Below are 17,123 nucleotides of genomic sequence, written 5' to 3' on the forward strand. Positions count from 1 at the left end.
TGGGGTCACGGCCACCGCCGGTCGGTCGCGACGGCCGCTCCGCTCACCGCTTGTTGGGGACCTCCGCGCACAGCGCGTGGTCGATCAGGGCGCCGGCGGCGCGCTCCTGGGCCAGGATGTGATCCAGGGTGTCGCCGCGTGCCTCGGACATGGAGACCACGGCGCTTCGCCGGCCGTCCTCGGTGACGCCGTTGAGGGTGATGTAGCCGCCGTCCCCGCCTTCGTGGCTCCAGTAGGTTCCTCCGCAGCTGAGGGGGCGTTCGACCAGGCCGAGCCCGTATCGGCCGCCGGGCCAGAACTGTTGCACCTCCGCGCTCACGGGGACGGTCCGTTTCATCTCGGCCAGCCGGCGCTTCGGCAGCAGGCGGCCCGACAGCAGCGCGCGGAAGAAGTCGTTCTCGTCCCGTGTGGTCGTGACCCACGAAAGGGTCTCGTGGTCCACCGGTGTCTGGTCGGTGACGTCCACCCGGGAGCCGGGGCCGAAGAGCTGGTAGGCCCGCGCGTGGGGCCGGGGCAGGGTGGGCGAGGTGCCCATCCACCGGGTCCGGTCGAGGCCGAGCGGGCGCAGGATGCGGTCGCTGATCTCCTGGTGGCCGGGGCGGCCGGTGGCCTTCTTGATGATCATGTCGAGCAGGACGTAGCCGGTGTTGGAGTACGCCCAGCCCTCGCCGGGCGGGAAGTCCGGCGGGTGGGCCATGGCGCGGGCGACCAGCTGCCCGGATCCGTGGACGTCGTGGCGCTGCTGGTAGTACTCCTGCGGCGTGGTGTATCCGGGCAGGTCGTCGTGGATGCCGCTGGTGTGCTGGAGCAGGTGGCGGAGGGTCATGCGCCTGCCGTCGTTGCCGTTCCCGCGCACCACGTCCGGCAGCCAGTGGTCGACGGTGTCGTCCAGGGACAGGGCGCCCTCGGCCGCCAGCTGGAGGACCACGGTGGCGACGAGCGTCTTGGACGTGCTGGCCATGCGGAAGTAGCCGTCGGGACGGACCGGGACGCCGGTGGTCAGGTCGGCGGTGCCGCTGGTGGCGACCCACTGCCGGCCGTCGGGCGTGGTCACGCGGGCCTGCACACCACTGACGCCGAGGGCGTGGATCGCCTCGGTGTCCTGGCGTAACTGCCGTACCGGGGAGGGAGGGGCGGGACGGGCGGCGGCGGTGGCCATCTCGGCGGCGAGCAGCGCGGCGATGCCGAGGGCCACGGCGAGGTGCCTTCGCGGGGTGGACATCATGGTCGAACGCTATTTTCGCGCCCGGCGGGTGGCGATCCGGCGAACCCCAGAACCGGCAGGGGGGTATCCCCCGGTGCGGGCCGCGACCGGTCCGGGAGTAGGCGGCCGTGGCAGCGCCCCGTCCTCATGGCGGCCGGGACGGAGCGAGGGCGCGAGTGCCGGATAGTGTGACGCTCGTTCACTGCCGGGGCGACGGAGGCCAACGATGCGTATCGCGGTGACAGGGGCAGCCGGCCGTCTGGGCGGGCGGGTCGTGCGGTTGCTCGCGGGCCGGGACGACGTGGACGTCGTGGCGATGACCAGGCGGGAGCTGCCCGCGGAGGCACTGCCTCGACGGGTGGAGGTCGCCGTCGCCGACTACGCCGATCCGCCCGCTCTGCGAGCGGCGCTGAAGGGCGTGGACACCCTGGTCCTCGTCTCCAGCGACGGGCCCGACGCGCGGATGCTGCTGCACCACCGCAACGTCGTCGCCGCTGCGGCAGCCGAGCGTGTCGGCCATGTCGCCGCGCTGAGCAGCGTCGACGCCGACACGGCGTCCCCGTTCTGCTACGCCGTGGTCAACGGGCTGACCGAGGAGCTGCTCCTGGCCTCCGGCATCCCGTGCTCGTTCGCCAGGGCTTCGCTGTACATCGAGTTCTTCCGAGGCTGGCTCACCGAGGCCCGCGCGACCGGGCTGCTGCGGCTTCCGGCTGCGGACGGCCGGATCTCCCTGGTGGCGCGCGACGACGTGGCCCGCGCGCTCGCCGCGCTCGCGGTCGGCGAGCCGACCGGACGTCACCACGACATCACGGGACCCGATTCGGTGGACCTGGCGGGTATCGCGTCGGTCGCGGCGGAGACGTGGCGGACACCTGTCGCCTACGTGGACATCCCCGCTGACACGTACGGTGCCGAGACGGCGGCGACCGGCATGGATCCCTGGTGGCTCTACGCCTTCTCGTCCATGTTCGCCTCGGTGCGCGAGCAGCGGTGGGATCGCGTCGGCGACGACTACACCCGGCTGACCGGCCGCCGTCCCCTTGCTCTGCGTGACGTCCTGTCGGGCGGATGAGCGGGGCGGACCCCATCGAGCGGCCCCGGGCCCGTCCGCGCCGGTGACCTTCTCCGCGCCGGTGACCTTCTCCGCGCCCGTGGAGTCGTCCGCGCCCGTGGAGTCGTCCGCGCCCGTGGGCTCGTCCGCGCCCGTGGGCTCGTCGGGCGCATCCCGTGTCCCGGCCGGGGTCGGTGGCGGTCCGGGGGGCCGGGGTGTGGAGCTGGTTCCTGTGGGCAGGCGGACGGTCGAGGGTGGTCGAGCCCGCCCTCCCGTGCGACGACCGTTCGGCGTAGCGGCCGGGAACTCCGAGTTCCGGCGGCAGCAGGAGCGGGAGCACGGCTCTACGAGGCAGAGGAGCTGAGGACATGACCGACCGTCAGTGGAGTTACAGCACGTCGTCCGGGCACCTGGGGGGCACCGACCTCACCGGCTGGCGGGTCGAGGCGAGCGACGGGCACATCGGCAAGGTGGACAAGCACTCCGACGAGGCCGGTGACGCCTACGTGGTCGTGGACACCGGTGTGTGGATCTTCGGCAAGGAGGTGCTCATTCCCGCGAGCTCCGTGGTCCGTGTCGACCTGGTCGAGCAGACGCTCTACCTCGGACTCTCCAAGGAGCAGGTCAAGGACGCGCCGGAGTTCCACTCCGAGAAGCACCTCGCCGACCAGCAGTACCGCGAGGAGATCTCCTCCTACTACCGCACGGGCGGACCCTTCTCCGGCGGTGTGGGCGCCATCTGACGCCCGCGTCCCCGCCACCGGGATCTCCTCCGTCCGGCCACCCCGCGCGTCGCGCGGGGTGGCCGGACGGCTGCCGCGTCCGCCGGGACCCTCAGGTTCCCTCGTCGAAGCGGCCCGCCTCCACCTGGAGGGCGAGAGTCTGCAGCACCTCGGCCGAGGAGACGTCCGTCCGTCCCTCGTCGTGCGTCATGGCGAGACTGGTGAAGGCGAGGGTGAAGCCGGAGATCATGGTGTGCAGCGCGGGACCGAGGGCCACGGCGAGGAGCCGGGCGACGTCCTGGGGAGCGGCGTCCGCCGGCACTCTGATGTGGGGCAGCATCTCGTTCAGCATCTGCGTGACCACCCGCGGTGCCAGGTCGGACGCGCCCTCGGCGCCGTCCTCGTCCTCCACGGCCCGGCGGATCTCCTGAGCCTCCGTCAGGATGGCGATCACGCGCTTCAGAACCTCGGCTCGCTCCATCCCCGGAGCCTAGTCTCGCGACGCGCGCCGCGCTCCAGGTCTGTGATCACCGATGTTCTCGATTCGGTGCTCGGCGGTTCAGTCGGCCCACATGCGGACCAGGCACCGGGACAGCAGGGGGTCGTGCGCGTCGGTGAAGGCGGTCCTTCCGTGCAGGACGTGTCTGTTGTCGACCAGGAGGAAGTCGCCCCGGTGCAGGGTGACCCGCACTGCTGCCCCTGGGTCGGTCAGGATCTCGTCGAACGCGTCCAGTGCCGCCCGGAGCGCGCCCGAGACGGGATGGCCCGTCTCGTGCTGGCCGCGTTCGATGTGGTGGCGGTTGTAGAGGGTCTCCAGCCTTCCCGACCCGGGTGGCCGGCGGAACACGGGAAAGAACCGGTCGAACCCGTCGCCCCGCCCGAAGTGGACCTGCCGGTAAAGGCGGTCGAGCAGGTCGGGTCGTTCGGTCAGCAGGCGGTTGTGCACGGTGGCTCCGCTGACCAGTACCGACTCACCGCCGGTGCTCCCCGGCCTCACGCACAGCAGGCCGAGCACTCGCGGTGGGCGCTGTTGCGGCGACCGGTCGGTGTGGGGCGGCAGCGCGCCGTTGCCCCGGTCCTCCCCCGCCGATTGCGTTCCGGCGGTCACCAGCCGGTCCGCCGGGGTTCCGCTCGGTCGTACCTCTCCCAGCGACCGGCCCAGTCGCCCGGCCGTGTCCGCGCATTCCCCGTCGGACGATCCGTCCAGTCCCAGGCCTCGTACGACGGCGAACCCGGGCCCTTCGCGAAGGCATCGGTCGACGCGCTCGGCCGCCGTCGTCCAGGCCTGGGCCAGGGCTTCCGCGTCGGGTGCGCCCGACCCGGTCGGGGGCGGTAGCCGGACGAGCCAGTCGTCCTGGCGCAGCGAGTCCCGATCCCACACCAGGGGTCCTTCAGCAGCGGCCCGCTGTGTCACGTCCTGCCTCCCGTCTCTTCCTCGGCCGTGCGGGGCAGCGGGATCTCTGCCCGGGACCCTCGCCCTGCATGCGTCACGCCGTCACGCCGTCACGTCGTCACGTCGTCACGTCGTCACGTCGTCACGTCGTCACGTCGTGGGAGCTTGGGCGGTCGGCGGGCGGGCGGCGGGCGGTGATCTCGTGGAGTTCCTCCTGGGTGAGGGCGATCCCGAAGACCTCGCGCAGGGTTCCGTCGAGGGCCTCGGGGGCGATCTCCTCGGTGGTGCTCGTCCCGTCGGGGCGGGTCGTGACGAGCGTCAGGTCGTCCAGGCTGTGGTGGGCGGTCGGGGTCATACGCTGTGCGAAGAGCCGGCGGACGAAGGGGGAGCGCGTGTTCGTACCCACGAAGTGGCTGCCGACGGCGTAGTCGATCGGGTACTGGGCGGTCAGGGTGAAGGTGTGCCGGTCGATCCAGGGGGTCGAGGCCCGCTCGGGGTCGTCGTCCGGCCCGGACGGGTTGGGGGCGGTCTGGTGCAGCCACCACTGGTCGATGCCGTGGGTGCCGGGGCGCCGTTCCAGTCGGTGCTGCCAGCCGTCGTACGTGGTGTGGGCCCCGTCGGCGAGTTCGACGGGCCCGAGCGGACCCGCCCCGAAGCCGACGTCGCACAGCCACTCGCGTGCGTCGTCGCGGGCGGTGACGGCGAGCAGGGCGTGGGTGGCGGGGAGCACCTTGGGCGCGCCGAGGCTGACCCGTCCGATCATGCCGGTGACGTGGAATCCGAGGCGTTCGAGGGCGGCGGCGAAGAGGAGGACGTGCTCGAAGCAGTAGCCGCCGCGGCGGTCGCGGACGAGGCGGTCCTCGATGGAGGGCAGGTCGAGTGGCAGGTCCCGGCCGAGGAGGGCGTGGACGTTCTCGAAGGGGATGCCGGTGGTGTGGGCGCGCTGGAGGTCGCGCAGGGCGGCGAGGGTGGGCTCGCGGGGGCCGTCGTAGCCGATGCGGGCCAGGTAGGCGTCGAGGTCGAGGAGCTCGCCGGACCATCGGTCGGGTCGGTGGTCCGTCGGGCCGGCCTGGGGGGTCCCGGGGGCGGGGGTCCCGGGGGCGGGGGGCGAGGCGTCGCGGGGCGAGGCGTCGGGGGGCGAGGCGTCGGGGGGCGAGGCGTCGGGGGTGGGTGACTCAGGGGTGCGGGCCCCTGGGCTGGTGGGCCCCTCCGGAGTGGGTGTCTCGGGGGTCGGGGCGGGCGTCGGGGTGCTCCCGGTGTCGGACGGCCGGATGTTCATGGTTCCAGCCTCCTGCCTCGACCTCGCTTGAGGTCAAGCATGGGCTCCCTGTTCTGATCCGCGTGTCGGTACCGGGCAGGGTGGGGTTCACGGTCCGCTTGACCCTCACGTTGCGTGAGGCTGGAGGGTGGGGCCCATGAGCGACTACTACAACGCGTTCGACATCAGCCCCGTGCCCGATCCCGGCCCGGACGCGGTTCCGCCGGAGCTGTTCCGCGGCATCTACGGAATGCCCGCGTTCGCGACGATCCCCACCGGCGACCTGTCGGCGTCGGTGGACTTCTGGGTTCGCGGCCTCGGGTTCTTCGAGCTCTTCAGCATCCCCGGCAGGCTCGTACACCTGCGCCGGTGGGCGTTCCAGGACGTCCTCCTCGTCTCGGAGGGAAGCGCTTCGGAGCAGGTGCCGGCGATGAGCCTCGGTTTCGCGTGCGTGCTCGGCCAGGTCGATTCCCTTGTCGAGGCGTGCCGTGCGGTGCGCCCGGACTCGGTGGACGGTCCACGGGACACTCCCTGGAACACCCGCGACGTGGAGGTGACCACCCCCGAGAACGCACGGATCGTCTTCACCGCGGCGAAGCCCTTCGATCCGGCCGGTCAGGAGGCGCGGAACCTCGCGGCCATCGGGATCACGCCGCCCGGCGCCGGTCCCGGCGACAATGAGCGGCATGCCTGACACCACCGACGCCGACGGCCTGACTGTCGGTCAGGTCTCGGCGTATCTGGGCGTGACCGTCCGCGCGCTGCACCACTGGGACGAGATCGGCCTGGCGCGGCCGTCGCTGCGCACGGCTGCCGGGTACCGGCTCTACACCAGGGGTGATCTGGAGCGTCTGCACCGCATCGTCGCCTACCGTGAGGTCGGGCTCGGCCTGGACGGGATCCGGGCCGTCCTGGACGACACGACGGCGGACGTGACCGGCGCGTTGCGCGCGCAGCGCACCCAGGTCGCCGAGCGGATCGACCGCCTCCAGCGGCTCATGTCCGGAGTGGACCGGATGATCGACGCCCACGAGCGCGGCCCGCTGCTGACCGTCGAGCAGCAGGCCGCGATCTTCGGCCACGCATGGAACCCGGACTGGCCTGCCGAAGCACGTCAGCGGTACGGAGACACGACGCAGTGGCGGCGGTACGCCGAGCTCTCGGCCTCGCGCGGTCCGGAGGAGTGGCAGGCCGTCGCCGAGGCCGTCGCCGGCCTCGACCGCGCCCTCGGGGAGGCCATGGACGCCGACGTCGCGCCTGGCAGCCCCGAGGCCGATCGGCTCGTCGAGCGACACCGCGAGGTCTTCGCCTCGTACTTTCCCCTCACCAGGGAAATGCAGGTCTGCCTCGGCCGCATGTACGAGGCGGATCCGGGATTCGCCGCGCATTACGACGGCATCCGCCCCGGCCTCGCCACCTGGTTCCGTCGCATCACCGACGCCAGCGCACGTGCCCACGGCATCGACCCCGACACGGCGACCTGGCGGTAGGGCGCAAGACCCTCGCGCGCGCCTCTGACCTGTGGCCGCTCCCCGGAGGCGCTTTCTCGGTAGCGTGATCATCCGCCGCGTGGAGTGACCACGCGTCCCGGCAGGTCCGTACGAGGGCCTCCGGCGGAGAGTGATGAGGTTGCGATGAGCGAACCGACGAAGCCCGAGATCGACCTTCCGGAGGGTGACGCTCCCACCGAGCTGACGATCCGGGATCTCGTCGTCGGCGACGGGGCCGAGGCGAAGCCGGGCAAGGTCGTCCGGGTTCACTACGTCGGGGTCACCTTCGAGTCCGGCAAGGAGTTCGACGCGTCCTGGGACCGGGGCGAGCCGTTCAAGTTCGCCGTGGGCGGTGGCAGGGTCATCAAGGGCTGGGACCGCGGGATCCGGGGGATGAAGGTCGGCGGTCGGCGCGAGATCATCGTTCCCCCGCGTCTGGGGTACGGCAAGCAGTCGCCCTCGCCGTTGATCCCGGCGGGTTCGACGCTGGTCTTCGTGGTGGACCTGCTCTCGGCCACGGCCTGAGGCCCGCTGCCGCCCGCCCCCTTGCGTGGCTGTGGTGTCCGATTCCGGGGCTCGGGGCGGGGCTCGGGCAGGGCGCGAGCGGGGCTCGGGGCGGTAGATCACGGCGGGTCGCTGCCGGTTAGGGTGGGCGGGCTCCGGGAGCCCGGGGCCCGATGTCGGATGGGGTGGGGAATGTCGAAGCACAGGCTGTCCAGGAAGGGCCGCTACATAGCCCTGGCGACGACCGGTGTCGTGGTCGTGGCCGGTGCCGGGATCGCGGCGCAGACCTCGATGGCGGCCACGCCGTGGCCGGCCCAGAAGACGTACACGGGCCGCGCGTTCGACGCCTGCACGGCGCCGTCGCTCACCGCGATGAAGGCATGGAAGAAGGACGGCTACTACGGCGGTGTCGCCGTCTACGTCGGGGGCAAGAACCGCGGTTGCGCCCAGCCCAACCTGACCAAGTCCTGGGTGAAGTCGGTCGACACGCTCGGCTGGCGCGTGGTCCCGCTCTACGTCGGCGCCCAGCCGCCCTGCCAGAAGAGCAGGAACAAGGAGAGGTTCACCGCGGCCAACGCGGCCTCGGTCGGCGCGAGCAACGCCAACGACGCGGTCGCCAAGGCCTCGGCACTCGGCATGAAGGCCGGCAGCCCGATCTACCTCAACATGGAGTCGTACGACATCGCCGACAAGGCGTGCAACGACGCCACCCTCACCTACGTGCGGGCCTTCACCAAGACGCTGCGCGCCAAGACCTACCGCGCCGGCCTCTACGGCTTCAGCAGCTCCAGCGCCAAGGCGATCGCCACCGCCAAGAACCGCACGGACCTGCCGGGCAACCTCTGGTACGCGCTGTGGAACGGCCAGGAGACCACCACCAAGGACTGGCCCTGGGACCCGAAGCTGTACACCGACCACAGCCGCGCCCACCAGTACAAGGCCAACAGCAAGGAGACCCGCGGCGGCCACACCATCACCGTCGACCGCAACGCCTGGGACGCCCCGGTCGCCATCATCGGCTGACGGCTGCCGGCTGACGGCTGCCGGCTGACGGAGGACGGCTGACGGAGGACGAGCCGGTTCGCGGGGGGGGGCGCGGTCGGTACGCGTCCCCGGTGCCGGCTTCGCTGCCCGCGCCGGCCGGTTCGGCCCTCGCGGATGCGGCATGATGCCCGGATGATCGTTCCCATACCCGCCGTTGTTCCCCCGGGCCGGATGAGCCGGACCGAGCAGCCCGTGTTCGGCCTGGCCAACGGCCTTGAGCTGCGTCCTTGGCGGCTTGACGACGCCGAGGTCGTCATGGACGCGTGCCGGGACCCTGACGTCCAGCGATGGAACCGGCCGGGAGACCTGTCCCTGAAGGACGCGCGCGACCGGGTCGCGCGCTGGGAGAAGCGCTGGCGGACCGAGGAGGCGGCGATCTGGGCGATCGCCGAACCGGGGGGCGGCAGCCCCGTGGGCCTGATCGGTCTGGCCGACTTCGATCTCGGCGGAGGCGGCGCCGAGTTCCTGTACTGGCTGCTCCCCGCCGGCCGTGGTCGCGGGGCCATGGTCGACGCGGTCGTCCGCGTCAGCCGGTGGGCCTTGGAGGACCTCGGTCTGCACCGTCTCCGCATCACCCACTCCGTCGCCAACGACGCCTCCTGCCGGGTGGCGGAGAAGGCGGGGTTCGCTCTCGAAGGGACGATGCGAAGCGCCCTGCTGCACTCGGACGGCTGGCACGACGAGCATCTGCACGCGCGGGTGCAGGGTGACCCCTGGCCGGAGTGAGGGCCTACGGAGGCTTGGGCCTTCGGGGCCAGGGGCTTCGCGGGTACGCGGGTACGCGGGTACGCGGGTACGCGGCAAGCAGGGCTATCGGCTGTGCGTCACAGGCCCGTGGCGTCCCTGGCCCTCTTGAGCACGGACTCCAGCGCGGCCACCTTGCCGTCGCGCCGCCTCTCGCGCGCCGCCCGGTCCTCCGGCACCAGCCGTTCGGCGGTCCGCAGGGCGTGGGCGTCCGGGTCGCCGAAGGCGCTGCGCGGGTCCTCTCCCGTTTCCGCGCAGTGCGCCGTGACGTCCTTGACCGCCTGGAGCACGATCGCCCGGTCCACGCCCGGCTGCATGGCCAGTCGTACCTGGAAGCGCGCCATCCACTTCTCGCGGTCCTTCTCCCTCGCCGCGTCCGTCGTCCGGTCCTTCGCCACGTGTTCTCCCGGGGTGATCGTCAGCCGTCCTTCATGAAAGGGGACGTCGGGGCTCCGCGGTGGGTTGCCTGAGCCAGATGCCTCCCGGTCGGGGGGAGTCACGCCGTACGTCCTAGGCTTCGGAGATGATCATCGAGCATGTCGTCCCGACGGCCGTCACCGTCCTGGCCTCCCGCGGCGCCGACGACGCGGGACGGGGCTGAACCGTGGAGCGCGCGCCGGTTCCCGTACACGCCCTCGCTCACCGGCCCCTGACCGTCGCGGCCGTCGCCGAGCTCCTCGCGCTGCCCGCCGAGCCGCGGGTCTCCGACGACGTCGTCGAGGAGGTGGTCCGGCGGCGCGGGTGGAGCTGGGAGCACGACCTGGTCTGCGACTCCCTGCGTACCGGGCACGGGCATGTGCTGTGTTCGGAGGGCTACATTCCCTTCGGGTACCCGGACGCCCGGCACTTCCTGGTCTTCGGCGAGGTCCACCCCGTCGATCCGGACGACGAGGACGGCGCGGGCAACGGGCCGTGGTTGACCGGCCTCATGGACGACTGGCAGAGCCTGCCCGGCTGGAGCGGCCGTCGGCCGGGCACCGGCCAGGACTGCGAGGACGTGCTCGCCCAGGCGGCGCGGGCCGTGACGGAGTGTCTCGGCCCGGGCCCGGAGCGGACGCTCGTGTCATCCGCCGCCGTGGTCACCGGTCTCCCCCTGACGCACCGCGTCTGGCGGACCCCCACCCACGCGCTGGTCCTCGGACCGGCGTCGGACAACGGCCCGTACGGCTACCTCACCCACCTCCAGCTGTCGTACACCCCGCTCCGCCACGGGCCCGATCTGCCGCCCGAGGGGGACGCGGACGGCCTGGAGGCGTGGATCACCGCGCACGTCGACTGGTGACCCGCCCCTCGGCCGGCCAGGCGTAGAAGCGGTCGTGACCGGGGGGACGCTGTCGGTGGGGTGGGGCGGGCGAGTCCTCATGACCGGTGCCGTCGCGCGTACGACCAGGTGACCGCGGTCATCAGGGCGGGGATGGCGAACAGCGGGGCGAAGGCGATCCACCAGACGGTCATGGCCGTGTCGCTCGACATGTAGCTCTGGCTCTCGACGGTGAAGGCGACCACGAGTTGCCACAGCGCCACCAGGACCAGGAGGCCCGAGGCGGTCCAGGCCAGCGGGGCGAGGGTCCGGGGGCGCAGCGGCCGCCAGCGGTCGCTGACGAGCAGCAGCGGTGACAGGGCGGCCAGCTCGGCGAGGACGGAGAGGCCGACGACGTACGCGATGCCCCAGCCCGGGATGTCGAAGACGTCGCGCAGTACCTGGTCGCTGTAGCCCACAAAGACCCCGGAGGCCATGGCGATGCGCCACAGACCGGACGGGAGCGCGCAGAGGGCTATGGCGTGGGCCGCGCGGCGGGCCCAGGCGGGCGCGGGCCCGGGGGTGGAGGCGGGGAGGTGGGCGGTGGTTGTCGGCATGGCGTCCATGCTGGCTTCGGACACGCCCGCCGCGCGTCGTCCGCCGCGGCGGGCCGTCTCCCCCTGTCGGGGGACCCGTGCGGTCGCCGAGGAGGACCCGGAGAGGCCCCAGGTCGATCGAAGGGCGGTGGCGACACGGCCTGACGCGGGCTCTGTCGGGGCGGGGTGGCGCCGGGGCGTGGGTGGGGGGCCGAGGGCCGTGCACGGGCTCCTGTCGGACGGTGGAGGCGTGTTCGGCGGTTCCTGAGCGGTGAATCCGCGCGCAGAGTCCGAACGTCGGTCGCTAGGGTCGCTCGCCGCCCGTTCCCGCCCCTGGAGGGCGAGCACCGGCCACGACAGGTAATCCTGTCGCTAGCTCTTTTTGACAGGTATACTTGTCGCATGAGTGCTGCGGCTGGGATCCCGACTCCCGACAAGAGCGACGAGAACTTCTGGGCCACCTTCACGACCCTCGTGGAGCCCCCGTGGAACGAGCCCACCACCGACGACACGTTCACCATGGACGAGCGCGTCCACGACGCGGTCCGGGCCCTGGCCGAGCGGATCTCGACCCGCGCGCTGGCCTACCGCGCCGCCGGCGCGCCCTTCGACCCCGTGCTCATGGCGGCGCCCGATGTGCAGCTGGCGCTTCTGCGGGCCCTGTACGAGGCCAAGCAGTCCGTCGACCGGCTGGCGGAGAGCGCCGCCACCGTCGCCGGGCGCAGCGGGGCGAACTACGCCCAGCTCGGTGCCGCCTGGGGCGGCATCAAGCGGCAGTCCGCCCGTCTCAAGTGGCCCCACGCCGTGGTCAGGAAGTCCGCCAGCGAGTCCATCCCGCTCCACTACGCGGGGGGTACGGCCGTCGTGCACCACGACGCCGACGCCGACGCCTGGTGGTACACCGCCACCGGCGCGGACCGGCGCGAGAAGGAGTCCGAGCCCGTCCACGGCACCTACGCCGAGGCGATCGCGGGAGCGACCGAGTTCCTTCTCGCGCACGCCCTGCCCGGTCGGCCTTCGACCGTGTGACGCGGGCCGGCACGGCCCGCGCCGCCCTGTCGGCGCCGGCCGTGCCGTGCCGTGACCGGACGTCACATGGCGTACGGGCGCAGCACCATGAGCGAGTCCTCCGGGGACGCCACCATCGCGAAGGGGAAGCGGTCGAGTTCGAGGCAGAGCGCGATGTCGTCGGGGTGGACGCCCTGGCGTATCCCCTGCGCCAGTTCGGCGGCGGCGCGCGACTCCGCGGCGCGGTGGAGGAATCCGGTGGCGTCCGTCCCGGCCTCGACGGCTCGCCGGGCGATGTACTGGGCGCACGCCAGGTCCTCCTCGGCCTGCCCGTCCTCGCCGGTGACCACGAACGTGACGCCGTCGCCGGCGCGTGTCCGCAGGATCCGGGCCGTCGCCTCCGCCACGACGAAGCTCGCGCACAGCACGAGTGACGCCTCCTTCACCGCGAGGGCGCCGACCGTCCCCGCCGTGGTCTTCTGCACGACGGTCCGTCCACCGAGGTCGGCGGAGCGCAGCAGGCCCGGCGAGTTGACCAGGTCGAACCCGGGCGCGGGCGGGCCGTCCTTGAGCGCCACCGCGTTCGGGTGGCGTGCCTTGATCGCCAGGGCCTCGTCCAGCGACTCGGCGAGAACGATCTTCTCCGCCCCCTGGGCGAAGGCCCAGGCGGCCACGGTGAAAGCGCGCATGACGTCAACCACGACCGCCACGGACGGGGTCTCGACCAGATCTGCGATACCAAGGAATCGGGTGTCCATCCGGGTCATGATCACGCATGCCCTGCCCGGGGCGCCCGGCGCCCCCCAGGGCTGACCGGAAGGTCCGTGACCACGGGATCCACACAACAAACCGGGTGTGTGGTTTCATTTGGGAGTGGCTCGCCGAGCGGCACTCGCTCGGTGCGGCTCTTCTTCGGCGTGCCTTGAGCGGGCACGGGACACCTGGGTTTCGCAGGGAGTTATGAGACATGCACTCGCCTTCGATCGGTCCGACGTTCCGCGAGACGGTCGCCGGGATACCCCTTGACCTGTTCGACTCCTTACCGAGGAACGACCAGCGGGCGAAGGCCGGTGAGTACGTCGTCGGGCTGCTGGGGGCGCACGGGCGGAAGACCTTGCGCAACGTGGCGCAGCAGTTGGGCGGGCAGGCGGCACGCCGGCAGAGCGTCCACCACTTCATCAGTGAGTCCTCCTGGGAGTGGGAGCCGGTGCGGCGTGCGCTCGCCCTGCGCACGGACGAGGCGCTCGGGGCCCGGGCCTGGGTGGTGCGTCCCACCGTCGTCCCCAAGGCGGGCGGACATTCGGTCGGGGTGGCGGAGTACTTCGCTCCGCAGCTCGGACGGACCGTCACCGGACAGCAGTCCTACGGCGCCTGGCTGGCCTCGCCGGCCGCGGGCGTGCCGGTGAACTGGCAGCTCGTCCTGTCGGCCGGCTGGATCGACGACCTGTCACGGCGGCAGCGGGCGCACATACCGGCGACCAGCCGGGCGCTGAGCGCGGAGGAGAACGCCGGGGACGTCGCCCTGCGGGCCGCCCGTTCGCTCTCCGGGACCCCCCTTCCCGTGGTGCTCGACGCGCCGGGGCTCGATCCGGTGGCTCTGGGGCGGCGCTTCGGGCGGGCCGGTGTGCCGCTGGTGCAGCGGGTGGAGCCGCGGCTGCGGTTGCGGGTCGACCCGCTGGCGTTGCCCGGCCACGGTGATCTGCCCCTCGCCGCGGGCTTGCTCGTCGGTTCCCTGCGGCGGCTCTGGCGGCCGGGCGCCCGGATCGCCTCGGGCGGCCGGTCCCTGTCCATGGCCGTGCCCGTCATGCTGCCGGGAGGGCCCGGGCTCGCACCGCGGCTCCTGGTGGCCCAGTGGCCCGAGTCCGACCTGTCGGCCGCGCGGCTGTGGCTGGCCGACGGCCGGATGCGCCCCGCCGACGTGCTGCGCCTGGCCCGGCTCGCCGACGTGGTGGACCGCGACGACGCGCTGGTGGCCTCGCGGGTGGGGCTGCGCGACTTCGCCGGACGGTCGTTCCAGGGCTGGCACCGTCACATCACGCTGGCCTCGGTGGCCCATCTCGCCCATGTGCGGGCCGTGCTGGGGTCCGACGCCCCGCACCGGACGGCCCTGAGTCCGCTGCTGCTCGGGGCCGGCTGATCCGGTCCCACCATCCGAGACGTCCGCGCCCTGAAGGAGAGTGCGTCATGCGATTCAACCTCATCGGACCGTTCCAGATCATCGCCGACAACGGTGCGGTCCTCCCGGTGGGAACCCCCAAGGTCTCCCAGATCCTGGCCGTGCTCCTCACCCACGCCAACGACCTCGTGACGCCGGACACCTTCATCCAGGAGCTGTGGCAGCACAGTCCGCCGCGTTCGGCGCTCAACACGGTGCAGACGTACGTGCACCACGCGCGCAGACTGCTCACCGAGGACGCCCGTCCGGACACCGAGCACTCGGTGCTGACCACGCGGTTCGGCGGGTACACGATGCACGTCGAGGACGCGGCGATCGACATCAAGGTCTTCGAGCGGCTCGTCGGGCGGGGCAAGGACGAGCTCCGGGCGGGCCGGTACGAGTCGGCGGCCGACGCCCTCGGCACGGCGCTCGACCTGTGGCGCGGCCCCGTGCTCTCCAACGTGCCGGCCGGCGACGTCCTCGCCGGGCGGATCGTCCACCTGGGGGAGTTACGGATCAGGGCGCTGGAGCTGCGGATCGAGGCCATGCGGCTGCTCGGGCGGCTGCGTGAGCTGGTCCCCGAGTTGCGGACGCTGGTGCACGACTACCCGCTCAACGAGTGGTTCCACGGGCAGCTGATCGCCGCCCTGCACCAGGCGGGGCGGCGCGCCGAGGCGCTGGACGCCTACCAGAAGGTGCGGCGGATCCTGCGGGAGGAGCTGGGGCTCGAACCGTCCCCCGACATCCAGTGGTTGCACGAGCGGGTGCTCAGCCCGGTGCGGGTCCCGTCGGCGCCCACGGCGCCGCGCGGTGGCGGCGGCGTCGTGGTGCCCCTGTGGGAGTCGGTCCGTTCCGGGTGAGCACCCGTGGGGCGTCAGGGCGCCAGGCCGACGAACTCGGTGTCCCCCGTCTCGGCACGCCAGGCCGGCATGTCGTCGTGGAGATGGGCGGCCCGCTCGGCCGAGACCTCCAGGCGGGGCAGGACGTCGGGCTCGGTGATGGTGGGCAGGATGAGGCGGAAGAGCGAGGCGATCTCGGTCGGCAGGTCGAAGTCGCCGGGCAGGCCCTCGTTGACCACCTGGACACCCGTCCAGCAGGAGACGAGCATGCGGGCGGTCTGCTCCTCGTCGACGCCGGGGAGGATCTCGCCGCGCTCCTTGGCCTCCCTGAGGAAGCCGGTGAGCAGCTCGGTCCAGTCGAGCCAGCGGGTGCCGAACTGGCGGCGGGACTGGAGGTCGATCGCCATGCGCAGGGCGGCGCTCAGCATCGGCTCTCGCGGCAGGCGGTAGGCCAGCAGGAGAACGATGTCGACCAGTTCCTGCAGTTTGAGTGCCTGGGGACGGACCCCGTCGGTGGTCACGGCGGCGGCCAGGACGCCTCGTGCCAGATCGCCCTTGGACGGGAAGTGGAAGTAGAGAGCCCCCTTGGTCACGTCGGACCGCTCCAGGATCTCGGCGATCGTCGTGGACTCGTAACCGCGTTCGTCGAAGATCTGAGCGGCGGCCTCCAGGATGATCCTTCGGGTCCGGATCGCTCGCTCCTGCTGCGCCACAGTCACCCCTAGTACTTGTGTTCTTACTATCGAAAAACGGACCGGTTACGCGGTATATTATCTCGCGCCGGACCCCGGCACCTCATCTCGGCCTGACCCAGGGGGGGATCATGCCTAAGACTTTGCTATCCGATCGCCAACGGCACAGCCACGTCGTGCGCCAGATCGCGGCGCCCGTGCAGCGTCTGCCCCAGGAGTACGTGCATCTGCACAAGCAGGAGGCCGTGCTCCTCACGAACTGGTCCATCCTCGGCTCCGGCCGCTACGCGGTGAGCGCGCACTGGCCCCGCGGCGGACTCTTCGGCGACTCGGTCCAGCTGCTCCTCGCCCAGACGATCCGTCAGAGCTGCCTGCTCATCGGACACGCCGAGCTCTCGGTTCCGCTGTCCCACCAGACGCTGATGGAGTGGATGGACTTCAGCGTCTCCAGCGATTTTTACGACCCAAAAAATAAACCGGACAACCTGTTCATTCTCTTAACGTTCAGACCGAACAACCCCAGGTCATTACGGGTCGAGCTGTCGATCCTGTCCGAGGGCCGGCTGGTCGCGGAGTCCCTCCTCGACTTCAGCTGGATCGCCCCGGGCGCCTACCGCCGGCTGCGCGGCGCGCACGCCGAAGTCGCGTGGGGAGAGGCCGTCGTGCCCCCGCCCGTCCCGGCACACACCGTGGGGCGCGCCCACGAGCACGAGGTCCTGCTGGCCCCCACCGCGGCCCCGCACCGCTGGGAACTGCGCACGGACGTCTCCAACACCGCGCTGTACGACCACCGGGTCGACCACGTCCCCGGCCTCGTCCTCATCGAGGCGGCCTACCAGGCCGCCCACGCGGTCACCGGACCGGGGCGCGGCCCCGTCCGGGTCATGAGCACCTTCGACTCCTACGTCGAGTTCGACGCGCCCTGCCTGATCGACGCCGTGGTCGTCCCGGCGACCGACGAGGGGACCGTCCGCGTCGAGGTGACGGGTGTGCAGAACGGTGAGCGCACCTTCTCCGTCACCATGGACTGCCCGCAGTAACTCCCGTCGTCCGCCGTCACACGGCGTCACGACAAGGGGGGCGGCACCGGTCCGTCCCACGGCGTACTCGACGCCGACGCCGTGGTCGAGGTACTCAACCGCGTCATCCGCGAGCACTGGATGACCGGTCCGCTGTCCAC

General features: G+C 72.0%; 20 protein-coding genes. 12 read left to right on the plus strand and 8 right to left on the minus strand.

Annotation, left to right across the window (positions count from 1 at the left end):
• Window positions 1-43: 43 nt before the first annotated feature.
• A complete protein-coding gene (locus tag ABT129_RS33940) occupies window positions 44-1,225 on the minus strand; it encodes a serine hydrolase domain-containing protein (RefSeq protein WP_351909349.1) in 1,182 nt (393 codons plus the stop codon).
• Between the two features lie 205 nt (window positions 1,226-1,430).
• On the opposite strand from ABT129_RS33940, the gene ABT129_RS33945 reads away from it, so the two are divergent.
• Both ABT129_RS33945 and ABT129_RS33950 read left to right on the plus strand, forming a co-directional pair.
• Window positions 1,431-2,276: an NAD(P)H-binding protein gene (locus ABT129_RS33945; RefSeq protein WP_351909351.1), complete on the plus strand. Its 846-nt coding sequence runs from the start codon at window positions 1,431-1,433 to the stop codon at window positions 2,274-2,276.
• Window positions 2,277-2,623: 347 nt separating this feature from the next.
• Complete coding sequence (locus tag ABT129_RS33950) at window positions 2,624-2,998, plus strand: PRC-barrel domain-containing protein (protein ID WP_351909353.1); 375 nt, start codon at window positions 2,624-2,626, stop codon at window positions 2,996-2,998.
• 91 nt (window positions 2,999-3,089) lie between these two features.
• On the opposite strand, the gene ABT129_RS33955 is transcribed toward ABT129_RS33950, so the two are convergent.
• From ABT129_RS33955 to ABT129_RS33965, 3 genes are all read right to left on the minus strand, one after another.
• Entirely contained in the window at window positions 3,090-3,458 is a 369-nt protein-coding gene (locus ABT129_RS33955) for a hypothetical protein (protein WP_351909355.1), read from the minus strand.
• Window positions 3,459-3,536: 78 nt separating this feature from the next.
• Window positions 3,537-4,358 (minus strand): TauD/TfdA family dioxygenase, encoded by an 822-nt coding sequence (locus ABT129_RS33960; RefSeq protein WP_351909357.1) that lies wholly within the window; start codon window positions 4,356-4,358, stop codon window positions 3,537-3,539.
• A 154-nt stretch (window positions 4,359-4,512) separates the two neighbouring features.
• The gene (locus tag ABT129_RS33965; protein WP_351909359.1) at window positions 4,513-5,649 is read right to left on the minus strand and encodes an arylamine N-acetyltransferase family protein; all 1,137 of its coding nucleotides are present in this window, start codon (window positions 5,647-5,649) and stop codon (window positions 4,513-4,515) included.
• Window positions 5,650-5,785: 136 nt separating this feature from the next.
• Between ABT129_RS33965 and ABT129_RS33970 the strand changes: the two genes are divergently transcribed.
• From ABT129_RS33970 to ABT129_RS33990, 5 genes are all read left to right on the plus strand, one after another.
• A complete protein-coding gene (locus tag ABT129_RS33970) occupies window positions 5,786-6,322 on the plus strand; it encodes a VOC family protein (protein WP_351909361.1) in 537 nt (178 codons plus the stop codon).
• Complete coding sequence (locus tag ABT129_RS33975) at window positions 6,315-7,118, plus strand: MerR family transcriptional regulator (protein ID WP_351909363.1); 804 nt, start codon at window positions 6,315-6,317, stop codon at window positions 7,116-7,118. Before ABT129_RS33970 ends, ABT129_RS33975 begins: the two co-directional genes overlap by 8 nt.
• 144 nt (window positions 7,119-7,262) lie before the next feature.
• Window positions 7,263-7,643: an FKBP-type peptidyl-prolyl cis-trans isomerase gene (locus tag ABT129_RS33980; protein WP_351909365.1), complete on the plus strand. Its 381-nt coding sequence runs from the start codon at window positions 7,263-7,265 to the stop codon at window positions 7,641-7,643.
• Between the two features lie 171 nt (window positions 7,644-7,814).
• Window positions 7,815-8,645 (plus strand): glycoside hydrolase domain-containing protein, encoded by an 831-nt coding sequence (locus ABT129_RS33985; RefSeq protein ID WP_351909367.1) that lies wholly within the window; start codon window positions 7,815-7,817, stop codon window positions 8,643-8,645.
• Window positions 8,646-8,798: 153 nt separating this feature from the next.
• A complete protein-coding gene (locus ABT129_RS33990; protein WP_351909369.1) occupies window positions 8,799-9,392 on the plus strand; it encodes a GNAT family N-acetyltransferase in 594 nt (197 codons plus the stop codon).
• 98 nt (window positions 9,393-9,490) lie between these two features.
• Here the strand turns inward: ABT129_RS33990 and ABT129_RS33995 are convergent, their stop codons facing one another.
• A complete protein-coding gene (locus ABT129_RS33995) occupies window positions 9,491-9,754 on the minus strand; it encodes a hypothetical protein (RefSeq protein ID WP_351909384.1) in 264 nt (87 codons plus the stop codon).
• Between the two features lie 260 nt (window positions 9,755-10,014).
• Here ABT129_RS33995 and ABT129_RS34000 point away from each other — a divergent pair, with 260 nt between their 5' ends.
• On the plus strand, window positions 10,015-10,692 hold the full coding sequence (locus ABT129_RS34000; protein ID WP_351909371.1) for a hypothetical protein: 678 nt from the start codon (window positions 10,015-10,017) through the stop codon (window positions 10,690-10,692).
• 77 nt (window positions 10,693-10,769) lie between these two features.
• Here the strand turns inward: ABT129_RS34000 and ABT129_RS34005 are convergent, their stop codons facing one another.
• Window positions 10,770-11,267: a hypothetical protein gene (locus ABT129_RS34005; protein ID WP_502981992.1), complete on the minus strand. Its 498-nt coding sequence runs from the start codon at window positions 11,265-11,267 to the stop codon at window positions 10,770-10,772.
• A gap of 381 nt (window positions 11,268-11,648) precedes the next feature.
• Between ABT129_RS34005 and ABT129_RS34010 the strand changes: the two genes are divergently transcribed.
• Window positions 11,649-12,275, plus strand: a complete 627-nt coding sequence (locus ABT129_RS34010; RefSeq protein WP_351909373.1) for a hypothetical protein — start codon at window positions 11,649-11,651, stop codon at window positions 12,273-12,275.
• 62 nt (window positions 12,276-12,337) lie between these two features.
• Here the strand turns inward: ABT129_RS34010 and ABT129_RS34015 are convergent, their stop codons facing one another.
• Window positions 12,338-13,012: a 2-phosphosulfolactate phosphatase gene (locus ABT129_RS34015; protein ID WP_351909375.1), complete on the minus strand. Its 675-nt coding sequence runs from the start codon at window positions 13,010-13,012 to the stop codon at window positions 12,338-12,340.
• Window positions 13,013-13,221: 209 nt separating this feature from the next.
• On the opposite strand from ABT129_RS34015, the gene ABT129_RS34020 reads away from it, so the two are divergent.
• The gene (locus ABT129_RS34020; protein ID WP_351909377.1) at window positions 13,222-14,391 is read left to right on the plus strand and encodes an IS701 family transposase; all 1,170 of its coding nucleotides are present in this window, start codon (window positions 13,222-13,224) and stop codon (window positions 14,389-14,391) included.
• Window positions 14,392-14,438: 47 nt separating this feature from the next.
• Window positions 14,439-15,272 carry an AfsR/SARP family transcriptional regulator gene (locus ABT129_RS34025; RefSeq protein ID WP_351909379.1) on the plus strand — a complete coding sequence of 278 codons (834 nt, stop codon included), beginning with the start codon at window positions 14,439-14,441 and terminating at the stop codon, window positions 15,270-15,272.
• 14 nt (window positions 15,273-15,286) lie between these two features.
• Here ABT129_RS34025 and ABT129_RS34030 read toward each other — a convergent pair whose 3' ends face one another.
• The gene (locus tag ABT129_RS34030; protein WP_351909380.1) at window positions 15,287-15,964 is read right to left on the minus strand and encodes a ScbR family autoregulator-binding transcription factor; all 678 of its coding nucleotides are present in this window, start codon (window positions 15,962-15,964) and stop codon (window positions 15,287-15,289) included.
• Window positions 15,965-16,119: 155 nt separating this feature from the next.
• On the opposite strand from ABT129_RS34030, the gene ABT129_RS34035 reads away from it, so the two are divergent.
• Complete coding sequence (locus tag ABT129_RS34035) at window positions 16,120-16,983, plus strand: ScbA/BarX family gamma-butyrolactone biosynthesis protein (RefSeq protein WP_351909382.1); 864 nt, start codon at window positions 16,120-16,122, stop codon at window positions 16,981-16,983.
• Window positions 16,984-17,123: the final 140 nt, after the last annotated feature.

This window comes from Streptomyces sp. NPDC002057 (assembly GCF_040296665.1).
Taxonomy (GTDB): domain Bacteria; phylum Actinomycetota; class Actinomycetes; order Streptomycetales; family Streptomycetaceae; genus Streptomyces.